Here is an 18590-nt window from a genome sequence, read left to right on the forward strand (position 1 = left end):
TTAGTGACCTTCTATTTCCTGTCCTTGTGGGGCTTTTGCTCCGGCAGGATTGCTTCCTTGTTTAGAGAAAATATACGCAGCTAAAGCATAGAGTTCGGGTTTTTTAAGAACCGGTCCCCACGGCGGCATTCCTTTTTCAGGAATACCGTCAGTAATTACTTTAACAACTTCCATGCGAGTTCCACCATGAAGCCAGAATTTATCCGTTAAATTTGGACCAACAAGACCTTGCAGTTCTTGACCATGACAAGCAGCGCACTTTGCTGTGTATTGCTCAGCACCTGTGGCTAGAACTTCGTCTTTGCCGAACATCGCTTTTAATGATTCCTCAGTTTCTACCGGTACATTAGACTGTGCAGTGGCTTGGGCTTTATCGATTTCTGCCATGGCTACTTTCAATTCATCTTTTAATGTAGGGCCCCCGGCAATTTCATAGTGCAGGAAGTACATGAAGGCGAAAATGATTGTAAGCAGAAAGGTCCATAACCACCAAGTAGGAAGGGGATTATCGTGCTCAATGATGCCGTCATATTCGTGGAATTTTTCGTCGCTCATTATTCGCCTCCCTTTAATGGAAGTTGTTCAAGGTGGGCATATATTTCTTTACTGTGTTTGCGGTAAACCCAAGCCACCACTCCAGCAAAGAACAGAAAGAAAATCACTAAGCCCATGGCGGTCAGGTGAGTGTCAGTGAAGTATTTTAAAGCTTCTTGTTTCATTAGTTTTTCCCTTTCTGACCAAGTGCTTGAAGGTAAGCGATCAAGGCTACGATTTCTTTTTTAGCTAGGCCTTTCGGTGCGCCATTGGCTTCAAGATCCGCAGCAATTTCTTGGGCTTGTTTTTGCGCGTGGATGTCAGCATTTGCAATCACATCCTGAGCGTAAGGAACACCCAGTTGTTCCATCACAGAAAGTTTTTTACGAAGAACTAGGAAGTCTGTGTTCTTGTCAACAAGCCATGGGTAGCTTGGCATAATACTTTTCGGAGTTACGGCGCGAGGATCCACCATGTGATTGTAGTGCCATAGATTAGGATAACGTTTTCCTAATCTTGCTAGATCAGGACCTGTTCTTTTTGATCCCCATTGAAATGGGCGATCATACATAGATTCAGCCACAGTTGACGCCGGCCCATAGCGAAGAACCTCAGAAGCGATAGGTCTGATTTGTTGCGAGTGACAGACGTAACAGCCTTCTTTGATATAAAGATCACGACCAGCAAGTTCTAGCGGAGTGTACGGCTCAACAAAACTATTTGGCTCAACATATTTATGCAATGACAAGGTCGGGTAAATTTCAATAAACGATCCCACAGCGATCGCTAGGAAAGTTAGAACCGAGAAAGTCAGTCCCATTCCTTCTAATTTTCTGTGGGCCGCATTATAAATTTCGCCGTAACCAGTGCGTTCAACCACTACTGGTTTTTGTTCAACCTTTTTAGGAGCAAGTTGAATAGTTTTAAAGATGTTCCAACACATCAAGATAAAACCAACTACAAATAACAATCCACCGATGGCGCGAACCCAGTATAGTGGAATGATACGAACGACAGTTTCAATAAAGTCTGGGTAGACAAGGTTTCCTTGGCCATCTACAGCAAGCCACATAAGACCTTGAGTGATCCCTGCGACGACCATTGAGATGTAATAAAGGATCACACCCACAAGCCCAATCCAGAAGTGATTTTCTAAAAGTTTTTTAGAGTAAAGTTCTGTATTCCAAAGGCGCGGCACTAGATAGTAAATCATCCCGAAGCTTAAGAAACCATTCCAGCCCAATGCACCCGCATGCACGTGACCAACAATCCAGTCTGTGTAGTGACCAAGAGCCGAGATGGATTTGATTGAAAGAAGCGGCCCTTCGAAAGTCGACATTCCATAAAAAGTTAATGCAGCAACGAAGAACTTAATTAACGGTTCAGTACGAAGAAGATGCCAAGATCCTTTTAAAGTTAAAAGACCATTGATCATTCCACCCCACGATGGAGCCCACAACATAACAGAAAAGATCATTCCCAAAGTTTGTGCCCATTCAGGAAGTGAAGTGTACAAAAGATGGTGAGGACCCGCCCAGATGTAGATGAACACCAAAGCCCAGAAGTGAATGATAGATAAACGGTAAGAATACACCGGACGATTCGCTGCTTTAGGAATGTAGTAGTACATTAAACCTAAGAACGGAGTCGTTAAGAAGAACGCCACCGCATTATGTCCGTACCACCATTGAACCAAGGCATCTTGGATACCAGCATACACTGGGTAAGACTTAAACAGTGTTACAGGAATTTCAATGGAGTTAACTATGTGAAGTACGCCCACAGTAATAATAGTTGCTATGTAAAACCAAATCGCCACATACATGTGTTTTTCACGGCGTTTTTTCAAAGTTCCAAAGAAGTTGATACCAAAGATCACCCACACGACAGCAATGGCCACGTCAATCGGCCATTCCAGTTCCGCGTATTCTTTAGATTGAGAATATCCCAGTGGCAAAGTGATCGCCGCTGAAAGAATGATCAACTGCCAACCCCAGAAATGAATCTTAGACAGCAGGTCTGAAAACATTCTTGTTTTAAGCAGTCTTTGCGAAGAATGGTAGATACCAGCAAAGATCGCATTACCCGCAAAGGCAAAGATCGCCGCATTCGTATGCAGCGGACGTAAACGGCCGAATGTGATCCATTCCATGTTTCCGTTTAAAGGCCAGTAAGCCAATTGCAAAGCAGCGATAAGACCAAATAGGAAAGCCGCGCCTGCCCAAATCATCGTCGCTAGCAAAAACTTTTTAACGATCTCATCGTCGTAAAAGATTTCCTCTAACAGCGAAGATGATGCAGTTCTTTGCAGTCCTTCTTTGTACATGGGTTTATCGAATGTGTTTCTAGGGTTCACGAGTGTTTCCTTTCGCTATCATCATTCAAAATTCGGTGCGCAGGGGTTTCTAGGTCATCAAATTGTCCCTTGGACGTGGCCCACATAAAAGCACCCACAAATCCAAGTCCTAGAACAAGAGCCATCGGAATCATCAGCATAACGATGTTCACTTGAGCCCCCACAAAGTAGATAAAATAATGGCCAATGAACTTAACGGCATTAAGATCGCAGCCACCATTGGATTGATAAATCCAGTCAGCGCCAAAGTTCCGCCGACAGAGTTGTAAACTAATGAAATAGTCAGATTACGGATCAAAACCTGACGAGTTCTGACTGAAAGTTTTAAAAGGTCAAAAAGAGGAGATAAGCCACCGCGAGTGAAATAAACGTCAGCACTTTGCAGGCTTAAGTCGACACTGCCTTTCATCGCAATACCCACATCTGCGGCTTGCAAGCAAAGTGAATCATTCGCACCGTCGCCGATCATGCAAGTGTCAGCTCTTTGTAAAAGTATTTCTTTCTTTTCTTCTGGGAAAAGTTCCGCGTGAACATTTTCTTTGGCAATGCCACAAAGTTCCGCCACTTTTTGCACGCGAGCTTTCTTATCTCCCGAAAGAACGAAGACATTGAAGCCCTGCGCGCGTAAATGTTGAACCGCGGAAGCAGAATCATTTCTTAAGTCGTCGCTAAAATAAAGGCGCGCCACACTTTCGTGGTTTTTAAAGACTTCAATGGCAGTTTCTGCTTCGTGCAGGCTTTCACTTAAGTGTTTGATTTCATACTTATCGCCATTGATGATACCGCTGACACCACTGCCAAGAACTTCTTTAGCATCAGTCACGGGGTGCAAATCTTTATGTTGCCACACTTTTCTTAATGCAAAAGCAATGGGGTGATATGAAATAGCTTCAAGACTTAAAATGATTTTTTGCAAGTCTTCAGAAATGACCACCGGAGCAGAGTAGGCTAAGGCTAGGTTTCCCTCAGTTAAAGTGCCAGTTTTATCAAAATAGATATTTTTAACTTTTAAAAGTTTTTCTAAAACAGCTGAGTCTTTTAGTAACATACCTTGTTTAAGACCTTTTTTTAAAGCCAAACCAAAAGTTAACGGTGAACCAAAGGCCAAAGCACAAGGGCAGGCCAAGACAATCAATGCCAGTGCACGGTTGAAAGCAGCTGTCGCATCAATATGGAAATAGACAACAAAGAACAGTGCCGCAATTCCAAATACTGTGATTATCAGCTTTTGTGCTAAACGGTCTGTCAGCGCCACAAAGTCAGATTTTTTTAAATTATCTTGATCTAGTTGATTTAAAAGTTTTCCTAAGCGGCTTTCAGTAAATGGAGTTGCCACTTTCACAAAGATGGAATCATTTAAAACCCTAGTGCCTGCAAAAAGTTCCATGCCCTGTGAATAATGGCGAGGTAGTGACTCACCATTAAATAGCGACATATCAAGGTGGGCCTGGCCAGAAATCAATTCACAGTCACTTGGTAAGATCTGATCACGAGTGATTTTTAAAACTTGTCCACGTTGAATTTTAGACCAAGGGATTAAAGAATATTCAAGGCCATCAGCCACGACGTATTTTTCATTTTTAAAAAAGCCTTTTACGCTAGAGCTAGAAAGGTAATTTTGCTGGACTCTTTTTAGTAGATAGCGGGCGCAAAGGATGAAGAATAAAAAGCTTGCAGTGCTATCAAAGTATATTTCGCCGTGACCTTTAACTAAATTATAAGTGGACATAAAGAAGCCCGATAGCATCGCAATCGCAATTGGCAGGTCCACATTCACCACTTTATATTTCAGTGAATTCCAGGCGCCGCGGTAAAACGGCAAGGCGCTATAAAGTAAAATCGGTAAAAATAAAAAGAAACTAATCCAGTTAAATACTGTCGCCCATGAGCCCGCAAGCCCTGCGTAAACAGGAACCACAAAAAGCATCGTGTTCCCAGCGCAGAAGCCAGCAACACCAATATGCTTTAAGAAAGTGCGGTTTTCCGATGTGAATTTTTCTTGGGGGTCATCGCCAGGACCTAGCAAACTTGGTTTATATCCTAGTTCTTGGATCACATAAGCGATTTGCGCTAAGGAAGCACCGTCATGTACTTTGATAGAAACAGTGGATTTGCCAAAGTTCACCCGCGCTGAAGAAACCCCCGGATAAAAAACGGGAAGTTTTTCTAAAAGATGCACGCATGAAGAACAGTGCAATCCTTCAGCATAAAACACATAATCAAAATCTTTTTTTGCACCTTGAAAATAGATCGTCTTAAAATCTTCGCTGTCTAAATGAGTGAAAGGATTTTTAGCAGCTTCAATGACCGGAAGAGCCTTTAAATGTTCCGCTAATAACTCGCAAGCCTGGCAGCAATAACGATCCGCATTCTGGGTTGGTATCCCGCAGTAATTGCAATTTGTTAGTGTCAGTTCTTGCATGAAAAGCCTCTTTCGTAAGCTCATCTTGCCTAAATTGCAGCTCAGGAAATATGACGTGGATCATGTCCTAATAATTTTCTTGCATTGAGACACTAAATTTTACTGATTCTGCAGCTCTTTGTTGCGCCGAAAGCCCAGTCTGTGGTTAATTTCCTACTATGAATTCATTAGAAATTTCCGTTCGCCGTACCTTAAGCCCAAAAGCACTTCCGTCTAGCGAAACCCTTGGGTTCGGTAAATACTTTACCGACCATATGTTCTTAGCCTCATATTCTACAAAAAAAGGTTGGTACGACGCTCGCATCACTCCTTATGAACCACTTCCATTAGATCCCGGCGCAGCAGTTCTGCATTATGGTCAGGCTCTTTTTGAGGGCATGAAGGCCTTCCGCCACGAAGATGGAAAATGCGTGCTGTTCAGACCCGAGTTTAACTGGCAACGTATGTGTGAAGGTGCTGAAAGACTTTGCATGGTTGCGCCGCCAAAAGAACTTTTCATCGAAGGTATTAAAGCTTTGATCAAAGTGGATGAGGCTTGGGTTCCGAAGGAAAAAGGATGCTCGCTTTATATTCGTCCCACTTTGATTGGCACTGAAGGCTTCCTGGGTGTTCGACCTTCTGATGAATATATTTTCTTTACTATTCTTTCCCCGGTGTCTTCGTATTTCGGTGGGGGAGCTAAGCCTGTTAAAATCTGGGTTGAGCAGGATTACACTCGCGCCTGCCCAGGCGGTTTGGGATCTACAAAAGCGGCTGCGAACTATGCAGGTAGCTTAAAAGCGGCAACCGAAGCTAAAAAGAAAAATTATGCGCAAGTATTATGGTTAGACATTCAACGTGAGTACGTTGAAGAAGTTGGAACCATGAATGTGTTCTTTGTTTTTGATAACGAAATCGTAACACCTTCTTTAGAAGGCACGATCCTGGGTGGCGGTATCCGTAACTCTGTGATTGAGCTTCTGAAGAGCATGAATAAGCCTGTGGTTGAACGTAAAGTAAAACTGCAAGAGATCCGTGACGGGGCTGCATCAGGTCGCTTGAAAGAAGTTTTCGGTACAGGAACTGCAGCTGTGATCAGTCCTGTGGGTGAGCTTGCTGCCAAGGACTGGAACATTGTTATTAATAATAACGAAGTTGGTCCGGTATCTAAAAAGCTTTATGATGAGCTGACGGGCATTCAAAGCGGTCAACTTCCAGATAGCAAAAATTGGTTATTAAAAATCTAAGGTAAAGCGCGTTCGCGTAGTTTTTCTTTTGAAACGATGCGAATGCTGCGACCATCGGTTTGATCGATCAGGCCTTCTTTTTCAAAGTTGGCCAAAGTGCGAATCACAGTCTCTGGAGTTGTTCCAGCCCACTGAGCGATTTCGCGTCTTGTCCAATTCTGGTGTGAAAAATGATCCTGTAAAAATAGAAGGGCTTCCGCAATTCTTTCGGGAGCTCCTTTGTCCATTTGATCGGCCCACTTTTCTTCTGCTAAACGCAGGTCTTTTGAAATATGGGAAATCAAACGCATCGCTAGTTCCGGATGGGACTTGAAGATGTTCATGATATCTGTTTTAGAAATAAAGCAAAGTTCGCAGTCTTCAACCGCAATGGCCGTGGCGTGATAAGGCTCTTGAGCAAAAAGGGAACGGTAGCCTAAGGCTCCACCAGGTCCTACGATACGCAATGTATGGGCAGAACCATTCGCAGAAATCACTTCAAGCTTCACTAGGCCTGCTTGAATCGTAAAAAGTCCCATCGGGTTAGAGCCCGCAGTAAAGATAATCTGACCTGCCTTAAATGAGGAACGCATTTTAATGTTTTCAATTTGTTCCATCACTTCAGGAATAGAGCAAAGCAAGCTTTCATCGCGGCTTTCGCAGTTACGGCAAGAATGGGGATCGAAATTTGGGGCGCAATCTTTTTTACTAATCATTCCCAAATATCCTACCAAATCATATTTAGTTCGTCCTCACAATAAAGCCTTATGCAGCAATATATCATCCAGAGGTCCAAGATAAGACACTGTATTCAGGCGCTCAGAAGCCGAAAGGGCCTCGGCACTAAGATCCCAGGGGGCCAGAATGTGTCTAAAAAATTGCAAAAACTCGCCTTCCGTTTGGGAGGCTAATGAGGCCTTCAAACTAATGTTTTCGCGACGCTTAAAGTATCCCAGTAAGATGGCTTTAAGGGTTTTTAAAAGATGCAAAGGGACCGAGTTCATATCCGACATCAAGTAATGAAATTCTTTTTCAAAGACCTTGTCTTCACAGAGCATTTCTTGAATTTTCGCATCTTTGTGAACCATCATTAGCTTCTTAGAAAATTCAATTTGCGCCACGGCCTTTTCTGCATCCGCAAAAAAGTGGTCGGCATGAATCAGATCATGAACGATGAAGCCTAAAACATCGCGACCTTCTTCAACCAAATTAAGAACTTCATTTTTTTGAATAAGCATACTAATGCAACGTTTGCCTTGCGCCTGCATTGAAAGAACTTCTTCAGGAGTGGGGATACCCATTGTTAAGTTTAAAACATAATTGCCTGATTGCCAGGCTATAAGTGATTGTTGTACGGACAGCGGGATTGAACGCCAACTGAAGTCGCAGAATAACTGAACGAAGGGCGCGGGCTTATCAAGTCTCTTCAAGGATTTGGCCTGGGCATATTCTTTGGGAAGGTGATGGCGCAAAAGTTCAATCACGGCGTGACCTGTAACGCCAGCCTGATGATTTTTTGAAGCAGAAATAAGATTGTGCGGGCCGCCCAAAAAATCCTGTGGTCTGCGCAAAAAGCAAAATATCAAAATATAAATCGATGCGATCTCAACATCACTGAGTTGGCGCTTCTGCCAAAGTGCAACGAAAGGTTTTAAACACTGATGGGCAAGCTCTGCTTTGGAATTTAAAAAGGCATCATCTAACAAACGATGCCTGAATCGACCAGCACGTAACATAATGCTTCTTTTATTTAATATCCAAATAGAAGTCTAACAATTTACTCGTTGCCAAGTGCGATGTGGACGGAATCTAATGAGGAAACAACACTTCCTAAGGATTGGGAGACTTCATGAAGACATCGTTTCTTGTGATGCTGTTGGTAGTAGGCGGAATCAATCAAGCTGCTGCAAATTGGGGTAGGAACCCTAAGTTTGATAACTACTTCACTGTCAAGGAGCAGCCGACGCTGCGACAAGAAGACGTTTCCTTAGATCCTTTAGAAGTGATTCAGTCCGCACTTGAAAGCGCCTCTGTTGAAGAATTGAAAGTGCAAATTTATTCCCTGCTTAATTTTGAATTTCATAACGAACGCTACGGTTACACCAACGAACCCTACAATCGTAAAAAACATTTCGGTGGTTGGGTGAATGACCCCCGTGATCATGATTGCTATAACACAAGAGCCAAAGTGTTAATGCGTGACTCTTTAAGGCCGGTGGATTTTGCTAGCAACGGTTGCACAGTGGTTCGTGGTCATTGGGAAGATCCCTATGCAGGGCGCGATTACACATACGCTAGTGATATTCAAATTGATCACTTCGTTCCTTTGAAAAACGCTTACATCAGTGGCGCCTATAAATGGAATCAAACCAAGCGTTGTCTTTATGGAAATTTTCTAGGTAACGATTATCACTTGTTATCTGTCTTGGGTGATGAAAATCAAACGAAGAGCGATAAAACGCCTGAAGAATACATGCCACCCAATCGCGCCTACGCTTGTCAGTACTTAGCGCAGTGGTTAAAAGTTAAACTGATTTGGACCCTGGGGTTAACGCCGCCAGAAAAAGATAAAGTGATAGAGCTTGCCCGTCAGAATAATTGCAAGTCGACGGACTTTGAGTTTTCTGCACAAGAATTAAGTCAGCAACGTCGCTTTATGGCTGACAATATGGATTTGTGCCAGTAATCCAAAGACATGCTTGAATCTAAAGATCGCATTTTAGGAATGTTGTGGGGGCTTCACGCTGGGGATTCCTTGGGTGCCCCCATCGAATTTTTACCACCTTCAAAAGTTTGGAATGCCCATACCGAAATGACCGGCGGCGGCAGTTTTAGATGGAAGGTCGGTGAAGCCACTGACGACACAGATTTAATGCTTTGTGTGCTTCGCGCGATTGAAAGCCCTAAGAAATTTTCTTTTGATATTTTAAAAAAAGAAATGCTGAAGTGGTTAGATAGCAAACCACCTGATATCGGCACCACCACCATCCGAGGCTTAGTGAACCTAAAGTCAGGATTGCCGCTGCGTGAATGTGGATATGTCGACAACAAGTTTCAAGGCAATGGATCATTAATGCGCGTGGCCCCGCTTTGCCTTCTTGAAGAAAGCGTCGTGGGTAGTTACCAGGGTGGTTTAATGTTGGGATTAAACGACGTGATAGAGACACAAACCAAGATGACTCACGGACATCATTATTGTGTCGAATCAGATAAAGTATTGATTGCAGCGCTCAAAGCCATTATGCGTGGCGGATCAAAGTCCTCCGTTTTTCAGGCGGCTCAGCATGAAGCCTTAAAATCTTCGCCGTATATTTTAGAACGTCTTCTGCAAATTCCGGTGACACCGTGGGAAAATTTAAAAACATCCGGATTCTGTGTTGATACTTTGTGTGCAGCACTTTGGGCTTTTTTGAAAATTGATAATTTGGAAGATGCCTTAGTGGCGGTGGTGAACCGCGGTGATGATTCAGATTCCTGCGGAGCTGTGGCCGGAGCATTGTGCGGAGCTTACTATGGTCCGCAAGCTATTCCTGAACGTTGGCTTTCTGTATTAGAATTTAGAGACGAGATAAAACAAATCTGTTTGGCAGGGCGCTTTTAAAGCGCTTAAGATAAGCCATGCAATATTCACAGATTGAAATTCTTGGCACAGTCTTTTTCTTTTTAGCGGTCATCCATACTTTCTTAGTGGGACGCTTTACCCATTGGGCTCATCATTATCCCAAACATTCTATGCGCCATGGGATTTTACATTTATTTGGCGAGATTGAAGTTGTCTTTGCCATCTGGGCTGCAGCCTTCATGGCTTTGTTTATCGCTTTGCAAGGCTGGCAGGAAGCTATCAACTATCAAACTTCACTGAATTTTACCGAGCCGTTTTTTATTTTTGTGATCATGGTTCTGTGTTCTACGCGTCCGATTCTAACGGCAGCTAGACAAGGTATTCAATTTGTCAGCTCGTTGATTCAAAAGACTTTTAAAACTCCAGCAGTGCACACGGATCTAGCGGTAATTTTAGTTCTGGGTCCACTGGCGGGAAGTTTTATTACAGAGCCTGCTGCGATGACCGTGACCGCATTTATGTTGAATGCAACTTTGCAAAAAGAATCTAAGAATTTAATTTATGCTTTATTAGCAGTCTTGTTCGTGAATGTTTCCATCGGCGGAGCATTGACTCCGTTTGCAGCGCCGCCAATTTTGATGGTGGCATCAAAGTGGAATTGGGATTTTGCTTTTGTCTTTTCAAATCTTGGGTGGAAAAGTGCCATCGCAGTTGTTATCAACAGCCTTGGATTAATTTTCTTCTTTCGTCGAGAGTTCGCGCAAAGCTGTATCACTTTAAAAGAAGTGGAAACCCGTTTGCAAGGCGGGCAGGCTAAAACTCCGGCGGGCGTAATTCTGCTGCATTTGGTTTTCTTGGCGATGGTTGTAATTACCGGTCACTATCAAAATGCATTCCTTGGAATCTTTTTACTTTTCTTAGGGGTCGCGACTGTTACGAAGGCTTATCAAGATAATTTGCGTCTGAAAGAAAGTCTTTTGGTCGCGATGTTCCTTGGCGGCATCATCCAGTTCGGAGCTTTTCAGAAATGGTGGTTGGCTCCGCTGCTTTCAAGTCTGAATGATTTGTTTTTATTTTCAGGAGCAGTTGCTCTAACCGCAATTACTGATAATGCTGCGTTAACTTATTTGGGGTCGCAAGTAGAGTCTTTATCCGACTCAAGTAAATACGCTCTTGTTGCGGGTGCTATTGCAGGGGGTGGCTTGACCATAATCGCCAATGCCCCGAATGCTGCCGGCTATAATATTTTGAGTAATAAGTTTCCGAAAGGATTAAGCCCATTACATCTGTTAGCAGCAGCCCTTGCGCCGACGGCAGTGGCAGTGTTTTGTCTTTGGATTTTGTAATCTTTAAGAGCGAAAAACAGTCATTTACCATTGGATTTTTTTAATCAAAGTCTCTAGTATGCCGGCCATGGATTCCTTGGACCCGGTATTTTTTGAACTTTCCAATGAGATGATGGCTATTTTCGATTTAAATTGGAAAGCCGTTAAACTAAATTCGCATTGGTCCACGAATCTTGGATACACCAAAGAAGAACTTCTTAATATATCTTTTGCTGAATTGATTCACCCTGATGATCTGAAATACACAGCTGAAATCGGGGAGCGCATAAAAAAAGAAGTCGTCGTCGGCAATGTTGAAAATCGCTACCGCACCAAAAATGGAAAATATATTTATCTGCGCTGGAATTATAAAGTCGATAAAGATCGCGGCCTGGTTTTCACAACAGCTACAAATATCACCGAACAAAAAGTTCAGGAAGAAATCGCCCGTCAAACCAATCGCGTAGCGGGGCTTGGTAACTGGAGTGTCGATCTAAGTACAAACCAAGTTTATTGGTCCCCAGAAATGTGGGAACTTTTTGGCTTAACCCCAGATTTTGTTCAAACCAAAGAAAACTGGGCACTGACTTTAGAAACCAGCCTTAGTTTTTTTGGTAAAGACAAAGAGATCGTTAGACAGAAATATCAGAATTTGGTGGAAAAGGGCGAGACTTACGATATCGAAGTTTCTGTTTCTACACCCGACGGTCGAAATTTCCCAGTCCGTGTTATTGGTGCTGCCATGGAAGAAAATGGCGTGCGCAGTCGCACCTATGGTACTATTCAAGACATCACTAAAATTAAAGAGTCTGAAAAAATATTAAAGTATCAGCAGTACTTACTTAATGGAATTTTTGAAGCATCGCCAGCACTCATCTTTGTTAAAGACTTAGAAGGAAAATACATCCTGGTCAGTCGTAAGTTTGAACAGTTTATGGGGCGAACGAAGGCAGAACTTTTAGGTAGAACTGATTTTGATTTCTTCCCAGATTTTGCCGCAAAAAGATTCGTGCGGCAGGACCGTGAGGTCGCAGCCAGCGGCGTTCATGTCACTTTTGAAGATGATGTCAAAAATTCTGATGGACAAGATAAACACTATCACACTGAGAAATTCCCTTTATCTGATGAAAATGGAAAAATTATTGCGGTGGCCGGGGTTGCTTCAGATATTACTGAACTTCACCGTTATCAAAAAGAATTGGTCCACGCAAAAGAAGCGGCAGAGTTTGGCACACGCGCAAAGTCTCAGTTCCTAGCAAACATGAGCCATGAAATCCGCACTCCGATGAATTCAATTATGGGGATGGCGGACCTTCTTTCTGAAAGCTCGTTGGATGAAGAACAGAAAGAATATGTGACGATATTGTCTAGAGCTGCTGAAAGTTTGCTGAATTTGATCAACGATATTTTAGATCTTTCTAAAATTGAATCGGGATTAATGACTTTAGATAAAGAGCCTTTTTCTTTGCGTGAAGCGATTGCACATTCTGTAGAAATGTTGCGTATAAAAGCCACGCAAAAAAACTTAAACCTTAGCTATGAAGTTGAAGAGGCCGTACCACAGTACATCATCGGAGACTCGGCCCGGGTTCAGCAGATCCTGGTTAATCTTATTGGCAACGCGATTAAATTCACCGATGCGGGTGAAGTGAAAGTTCAAGCCAACTTCATCAAAGATCGAAATGAAGTGGAAGTCGTTGTCGAGGACACAGGGATCGGGCTGACTGCGGAACAATTGAAAGGCTTATTCACTCGGTTTTCTCAAGGGGATTCGTCTATCACTCGTCGCTTCGGCGGTACGGGCCTTGGTCTTAGCATAAGTAAAGAATTGGTGGAAAAAATGGGCGGCTTTATTGGGGTTCAAAGTAAATACCATCAAGGCTCAAAGTTTTTCTTCACTTTACAGTTATAACCTCTTCCGTCTTGTGTCCTAACAAAAAGTTTTCCGTGTTGTTTATCCCGCTAGCTTTTACGCGCATGAATTGCCTTTTACAATGGTCCCTGAGGTGCATATGGCAAAGTATCAAGTCCTTGCAGTGGTCGGTGGTATCGCTAAAGAATCTTTAAATAAAAAGTTCTATGGTGCGATGAAGGAACTGGCGCCTAAAGATTTTGAACTTGCGACATTTGATATTTCAACGCTGCCGTTTTTTACCCAAGACATGGAAAACGATCCGCCGGAAATTGTGCAAGATTTTAAAGAGCTGGTTAAAGCTTGTGACGCCGTGGTTTTTATCACTCCAGAATACAATCGATCCTTTCCCGGAGTTTTAAAAAATGCTTTAGATTGGCCGTCTCGTCCCTATGGACAAAATCTTTGGAAAGGTAAAGCCGCCGCAGTCACCGGTGCCTCGACCGGGAGTATTGGGACCTTCGGTGCTCAACATCACCTGCGCCAGTGTTTAGCTTATCTAGATGTCGATGTGATGGGGCAGCCAGAGCTTTATTTCAATGCTTCAAAGGCTTTTGATGAAAATGGACAGATAAAGAATGATGCCAAAAAATTAGTAACTCAGTATTGGGAAGCTTTTGAAAAGCATCTGGAACATCTGCACATCGCAGAAAATAAAAAAGGGAACCCGAAGGTTCCCTTTCAAGAGCACAGAGCTCATTAGCAGGCTTAGTGACCCGCTGGAGCTGCAGCAGGAGCTGCTTCTTCTTTTTTCTCTTCTTTTTTAGCAGTTTTCTTTTTAGTAGCTTTTTTCTCAGCTTTCATTTCAGTGTGAGCTTGAGTTTCGCCGTGAGCTGCTTCTGGATTAGCAGTTGTTGTCGCAGGAGTTGCAGTTCCGTGACCACCGTGTGTATCAGCAGCTTGAGCAACAGCACCAACAAAAACTAGAGACATAATGATAGAAGCGATTTTCATAGTAACCTCCTAATGGTTATTTTTGCTTTCTATTGGACAACTCAAAAAGGCTAACAAAGAGGGATAAATTGCGTATTAAAAGGGAATTAAATATTTTTAATTTCAAAGCTAAATCGAGCGCCGCGGGGCTCTTTGTTTTGTACTTTGAGTTTGGCACTATGTAGAACTGCAATTTTTTGTGCAATAGCTAGCCCTAGACCAAAGCCTTTAACACGGTTTTCCATGGTAGAGCCGCGGGAAAATCGTTCGAAGATGAAAGGCAATTGATCCGCGGGAATTCCTGGACCGTTGTCTTCCACAATGAAGTACGTCGATTCTTTTCGCCACATTAAAATGAGACTGACTACTTCATTATTCGGAGAATACTTGATCGCGTTTTCAATTTTGTTCACGCATAGATTGATAAGAAGATCATTGTCTCCACGTACAAATTTGCGATCATCATTGGTTTCATTCACGATATCGAATTTTAATTTGATGTCCTTGGACTTCGCCAGTTTTTCACAACGTGAAAGCGCTTCAAAGATCACTTCATCAAAAGCAAGTTCTTGCAGATTTAAGGCGCCAATACCTGCGTCCACACGGGCTAGTAAAAGCATCTCTTGAACGATTTTTGATAAGCTGTCTACTTCCTGCAGGGCGCTTTTAATGAATTGGTCCGTATTTTTATCTTCTGATTTTTGTAACAGCTCAAGTTCCCCGCGCATGATCGTCAGTGGAGTCAGAAGTTGGTGGGAAGCATCTGCAACGAAACGTTCTTGGCTTTGAAAAGCTTGCTGAATACGATCCAGCATTTCATTTAAAGTTAAACTGAGTTTGCGAATTTCATCATTGGCATTGGGAACCGGCACGCGTTGGGAAAGTTCACTGGCTTTGATATTTTTAGCGATGTTGATCATTCTATTGACCGGATTTAATGCGCGGGCTGAAAGAAACAAGCCTCCGAACGTGGCAATCAGTAAGACCAGTGGAATCCCTACTTGCAACATCGTTAGGCGTTGGCTGATTTGCGTTTCAAGCAATGTCATGGGCACTGCAATTTGCAAAAGAATCTGCGGTTTTGAAGCATTGTCGACAGGGAAAGAAATCAGACGATAAGAGTCAGCCTCAGCAGACGGGATATTGTGGATATGTTCCATCGTACGATAGGTGGCTTCTTCGCCAGCCCAGATGCGTTCAAAATCTTTTTTGTAGGGCGGGTTGAATTCACCGAAATTTCCAATGCGGGCTAGTACGGCGCCAGAGCTATGGCGTACTTGAATCAATGCTGTACCTAAAGGAAAGGGAAGGATTTTACCTTGATCTAATTGCAGTGGGGGGAAATTTAGATCCCCTTTAACGCCAATTTCAATGCCTTCAGAAACGTCGACACAGTAATTGAATAAAGCATCATCGAAATCTTGTTGAAGAGTATCAATCATCGCTTGAAACATATACATGTTAAAAGCAATCATCGTTGTTCCAAAGATAAGCAAAAAAATGAGCGACAGGCGCAGACGAATACTGATGCGAGAAATAAGATTAAAGATTTTCTCTAAGTACATAGCCTGTTCCGACGACAGTATGGATCAATCGTTTGCTAAACGGAGCATCGATCTTTTTACGAAGCAAGTTGATGTACACGTCAATGACGTTGCTTTCAGAATCAAAGTTAATATCCCACACATGCTCTGCAATCGAAACGCGACCCAAAGGGCGCTCGGGATTGCGCATGAAATATTCTAACAAAGCAAACTCTTTGGTGGTCAGAGTGATCTCTTGCCCCAGTCGACGGGCTTTGCGGTGAATCAGGTCTAATTCAAGTTCTGCATATTTTAAAAGGTTATTACCGATGCCACTGACCGGACTTTTACGGCGCAGCAGTGCGCGCACACGGGCGTGAAGTTCATCAAAGGAATAGGGCTTCGTCAAATAATCATCAGCACCCGCATCAAGGCCATTCACTTTGTCTTTGGTGGTTGATAAGGCCGTCAGCATCATGATCGGACCTTCATATCCATCACTGCGAATGTGGCGAGCTGTATCGATGCCACTTTGATCCGGCAGCATCACATCAAGGATGACTAAATCATAATCGCCTTGGGCCATGTACGATTCAGCCGCGCCGCCGCTTTCAGCAATGTCCACAGCATAACCGACTTCGTTTAAGCCTTTTTTTAGAAAGTTCGCCATTTTGACTTGGTCTTCAACGACTAAAATTCTCACGGGGTCCTCGCCATGGATTCTTTTTCTTTCATGAAATAATAATCCAGCACACCCATCAAGGATTTATATCGGACAGACAACTTTTCTTGATGTTCATTCGATGTTCCAGGAATCAATCGTTCAAAGGGGCCTTCCCACGCAAAGTACTTATCATTGATCTTTTTGCCAGCAGCTAAAAGTCCGCCACTGCGATCCACGATTAAGTTAGAGGCGTTCACAGCAAAGTCGGGAGTTTGCGAAAATAAATTGCGACCCACAGAATGGTATTCTTTATCAGAAAGAGCGAGTTCGTAAAGAGTGGGCGCTATATCAGCCTGGGAGCCGAAACTTTTTGGATCTAATTTTTTGCGAACGGCCGCCGGTGTATAAAGATAGAAAGGCACGGAGCCTTTTTGCATGAGTTCTTGTTCAGGAAAGTTGACGAGCCAAAAAGAGTGATCGCCCGTAACCGCTAAGATCACCTTGTCTTTTAACGGAGAGTTTTTAATTTTCGTGATGAACTGTGCAAGTTTGTCTGAAGAATAGCGATAAGTGGCAAAGCGTTTTGCGGCAAGCTCTTTATCGACAATCAATCGGCCCGAAAGTTCTTCTGGAACTTTTAATTGCGGTCCTTGATAGCCAAAAGGGAGTTGATAGGGCGGATGGTTGGTGGTGGTCATTGCTAGTAGAAACTGGGGCTGTTGGGCTTCACCCAAGGTTTTTAGCATGTAGTTAAAGACGTCTTCGTCGTAAACGCCCCAGTCGTGTTTGTCCTTAAGGCCGCCCATGGCTTCGGTGATTTCAGTTTCACCTTCAACAGTGTCAAAGTTTTGAATGAAGGCGAATTTGTTGATTTCTCTCCAGCCAGGGTTGCCGCCATAAATGAAGCGCGCCTTGTAGCCGGATTCTTTAAATGTGCGCGCAGGACTGGAACGGAAAGGCACCTGTAAATATTCACTTTCCGTCAGGAACTCGCTGACCGGGCGCTGTGGGGATCCAATCATCAAGCAGCTTAAGCTTCCGATTGTTGCGTTTGAGCTAGAAAGGAAATTGGTAATGTAGGTGTCTTCGTTAAGATGTTGTTTAAATCCACCCAGCAAATCAAAATCGACTGAATTATATTTAAACCAGTAAGCACCCATGGATTCCATCACAAGCAGAATGACGTGCGGACGGGTTTTTTCAGCCCATTCATTTTTTGCTGTCCTTTTTTGCAAAAGTTCTAAAGGATCGGCAGGGACAAATTCTAGCGGAACTTGAAAATAATCTGAGAAAGCCTGGCGATGGTTTTCACCGTATCCATAGTGGCGAAGATTGCTATCCCATTTGGAAGTTTGCAAAGACTTTAACTCTATGGCTCGGGCGAACGCGCGAATTCCGTTAAAGCTTAAATGATTTACGAAAATACTTTTTGAAATACCCGTGTCCATTTCACTTAAAGGAAATAAAGCTAAACTGCCGCGAGCACCAACACCATTAAGAACAAAAGCGATAAAGAAAAATAGAACGAAGGCGGGATAAGATATTTTTTTTAGTTTTAGTGGCAGCCATTCGTTTTTTTGCTGGAAGTGAATTCTTAAACCTTTTCCTAAAAGGTAAGTGAAAACACCCAGCCCAAGAAAAATCCAAATAATAGGGTAGTTGCGCCACATGGTTTTAATCAAAGCCCATGTGTCATCATTGATGAACCCAAAGATCAGAACATTGATGCGATCTTGATAGAAGCTATAAAACCCTAGATCTACCGCCGACACGAAGGTCACGATGAAAAGCATCATTAAATAATAGGGAATTAAAAAACGCGCGAAGTTTTTAAAAATCGGAGTGATCGCGATTTCAAAAAGACGAGTAAAAGAAAAAAGCGAAGCGATCAGAAGTATGAGGAGTGGGATCGCGTTTACATAAAATAAAACGGTGCTATCAAAGCGGGCCCCTAAAATAAAGGCACGCAGAACATCGATTTTTAAATTTGAAAGTTCAGAAGATTTACCGAAGGAAATAAGGAAAGCCAGGCGCCACAGGAAACCAAGAAAGATAAAAAACGCATTCAACGCAAGGATGCGTTTAAAGTAAAGCCAACATTGATTCAGCCATTGGGCTCGGTTTGATTCCATGAGAGGCTGAAAATCTCACGAA

At 43.0% G+C, this 18590-nt stretch carries 17 protein-coding genes; 6 read left to right on the top strand and 11 right to left on the bottom strand.

What is annotated here, in order from left to right; genetic code table 11:
- The 5 genes from MNR06_RS01195 to MNR06_RS01215 are packed head-to-tail and all read right to left on the bottom strand — an operon-like array spanning window position 1 to window position 5312.
- The gene (locus MNR06_RS01195) at window positions 1–555 is read right to left on the bottom strand and encodes a cbb3-type cytochrome c oxidase N-terminal domain-containing protein (protein ID WP_243538032.1); all 555 of its coding nucleotides are present in this window, start codon (window positions 553–555) and stop codon (window positions 1–3) included.
- Window positions 555–719 carry a cbb3-type cytochrome oxidase subunit 3 gene (locus tag MNR06_RS01200; RefSeq protein ID WP_243538034.1) on the bottom strand — a complete coding sequence of 55 codons (165 nt, stop codon included), beginning with the start codon at window positions 717–719 and terminating at the stop codon, window positions 555–557. The genes MNR06_RS01195 and MNR06_RS01200 overlap by 1 nt, the downstream gene beginning before the upstream one ends.
- The gene (ccoN, locus tag MNR06_RS01205; RefSeq protein ID WP_407933233.1) at window positions 719–2860 is read right to left on the bottom strand and encodes a cytochrome-c oxidase, cbb3-type subunit I; all 2142 of its coding nucleotides are present in this window, start codon (window positions 2858–2860) and stop codon (window positions 719–721) included. Before ccoN ends, MNR06_RS01200 begins: the two co-directional genes overlap by 1 nt.
- Window positions 2861–2886: 26 nt before the next feature.
- A complete protein-coding gene (gene ccoS, locus MNR06_RS01210) occupies window positions 2887–3030 on the bottom strand; it encodes a cbb3-type cytochrome oxidase assembly protein CcoS (protein WP_330220904.1) in 144 nt (47 codons plus the stop codon).
- 8 nt (window positions 3031–3038) lie between these two features.
- Window positions 3039–5312, bottom strand: coding sequence for a heavy metal translocating P-type ATPase (locus tag MNR06_RS01215; protein WP_243538037.1), 2274 nt, complete (start codon window positions 5310–5312; stop codon window positions 3039–3041).
- A 158-nt stretch (window positions 5313–5470) separates the two neighbouring features.
- On the opposite strand from MNR06_RS01215, the gene MNR06_RS01220 reads away from it, so the two are divergent.
- Window positions 5471–6538: a branched-chain amino acid aminotransferase gene (locus MNR06_RS01220; protein ID WP_243538039.1), complete on the top strand. Its 1068-nt coding sequence runs from the start codon at window positions 5471–5473 to the stop codon at window positions 6536–6538.
- Here MNR06_RS01220 and MNR06_RS01225 read toward each other — a convergent pair.
- Both MNR06_RS01225 and MNR06_RS01230 read right to left on the bottom strand, forming a co-directional pair.
- A complete protein-coding gene (locus MNR06_RS01225) occupies window positions 6535–7233 on the bottom strand; it encodes a Crp/Fnr family transcriptional regulator (protein ID WP_243538041.1) in 699 nt (232 codons plus the stop codon). The genes MNR06_RS01220 and MNR06_RS01225 overlap by 4 nt on opposite strands.
- A gap of 36 nt (window positions 7234–7269) precedes the next feature.
- Complete coding sequence (locus tag MNR06_RS01230; RefSeq protein WP_243538043.1) at window positions 7270–8253, bottom strand: hypothetical protein; 984 nt, start codon at window positions 8251–8253, stop codon at window positions 7270–7272.
- Between the two features lie 113 nt (window positions 8254–8366).
- On the opposite strand from MNR06_RS01230, the gene MNR06_RS01235 reads away from it, so the two are divergent.
- The 5 genes from MNR06_RS01235 to MNR06_RS01255 all read left to right on the top strand — a co-directional run bounded on the left by MNR06_RS01235 (window position 8367) and on the right by MNR06_RS01255 (window position 14019).
- Complete coding sequence (locus tag MNR06_RS01235) at window positions 8367–9203, top strand: HNH endonuclease family protein (protein WP_243538045.1); 837 nt, start codon at window positions 8367–8369, stop codon at window positions 9201–9203.
- Between the two features lie 9 nt (window positions 9204–9212).
- A complete protein-coding gene (locus MNR06_RS01240) occupies window positions 9213–10118 on the top strand; it encodes an ADP-ribosylglycohydrolase family protein (RefSeq protein WP_243538047.1) in 906 nt (301 codons plus the stop codon).
- A gap of 17 nt (window positions 10119–10135) precedes the next feature.
- Window positions 10136–11425, top strand: a complete 1290-nt coding sequence (locus MNR06_RS01245; protein ID WP_243538049.1) for a putative Na+/H+ antiporter — start codon at window positions 10136–10138, stop codon at window positions 11423–11425.
- 67 nt (window positions 11426–11492) lie between these two features.
- The gene (locus MNR06_RS01250) at window positions 11493–13316 is read left to right on the top strand and encodes a PAS domain S-box protein (protein ID WP_243538052.1); all 1824 of its coding nucleotides are present in this window, start codon (window positions 11493–11495) and stop codon (window positions 13314–13316) included.
- Window positions 13317–13416: 100 nt separating this feature from the next.
- Window positions 13417–14019 carry an NADPH-dependent FMN reductase gene (locus MNR06_RS01255; RefSeq protein ID WP_243538061.1) on the top strand — a complete coding sequence of 201 codons (603 nt, stop codon included), beginning with the start codon at window positions 13417–13419 and terminating at the stop codon, window positions 14017–14019.
- A gap of 5 nt (window positions 14020–14024) precedes the next feature.
- Here MNR06_RS01255 and MNR06_RS01260 read toward each other — a convergent pair whose 3' ends face one another.
- The 4 genes from MNR06_RS01260 to MNR06_RS01275 form a co-directional block, all read right to left on the bottom strand.
- Window positions 14025–14270: a hypothetical protein gene (locus MNR06_RS01260; RefSeq protein WP_243538063.1), complete on the bottom strand. Its 246-nt coding sequence runs from the start codon at window positions 14268–14270 to the stop codon at window positions 14025–14027.
- Window positions 14271–14356: 86 nt separating this feature from the next.
- On the bottom strand, window positions 14357–15814 hold the full coding sequence (locus tag MNR06_RS01265; RefSeq protein WP_243538064.1) for a sensor histidine kinase: 1458 nt from the start codon (window positions 15812–15814) through the stop codon (window positions 14357–14359).
- Window positions 15792–16475: a response regulator transcription factor gene (locus MNR06_RS01270; protein WP_243538066.1), complete on the bottom strand. Its 684-nt coding sequence runs from the start codon at window positions 16473–16475 to the stop codon at window positions 15792–15794. Before MNR06_RS01270 ends, MNR06_RS01265 begins: the two co-directional genes overlap by 23 nt.
- Window positions 16472–18568, bottom strand: a complete 2097-nt coding sequence (locus MNR06_RS01275; protein WP_243538067.1) for an LTA synthase family protein — start codon at window positions 18566–18568, stop codon at window positions 16472–16474. The genes MNR06_RS01270 and MNR06_RS01275 overlap by 4 nt, the downstream gene beginning before the upstream one ends.
- Between the last annotated feature and the right edge of the window lie 22 nt (window positions 18569–18590).

The sequence above is a fragment of the Bdellovibrio reynosensis genome, assembly GCF_022814725.1.
In the GTDB taxonomy this organism is placed as follows: Bacteria; Bdellovibrionota; Bdellovibrionia; order Bdellovibrionales; family Bdellovibrionaceae; genus Bdellovibrio; species Bdellovibrio reynosensis.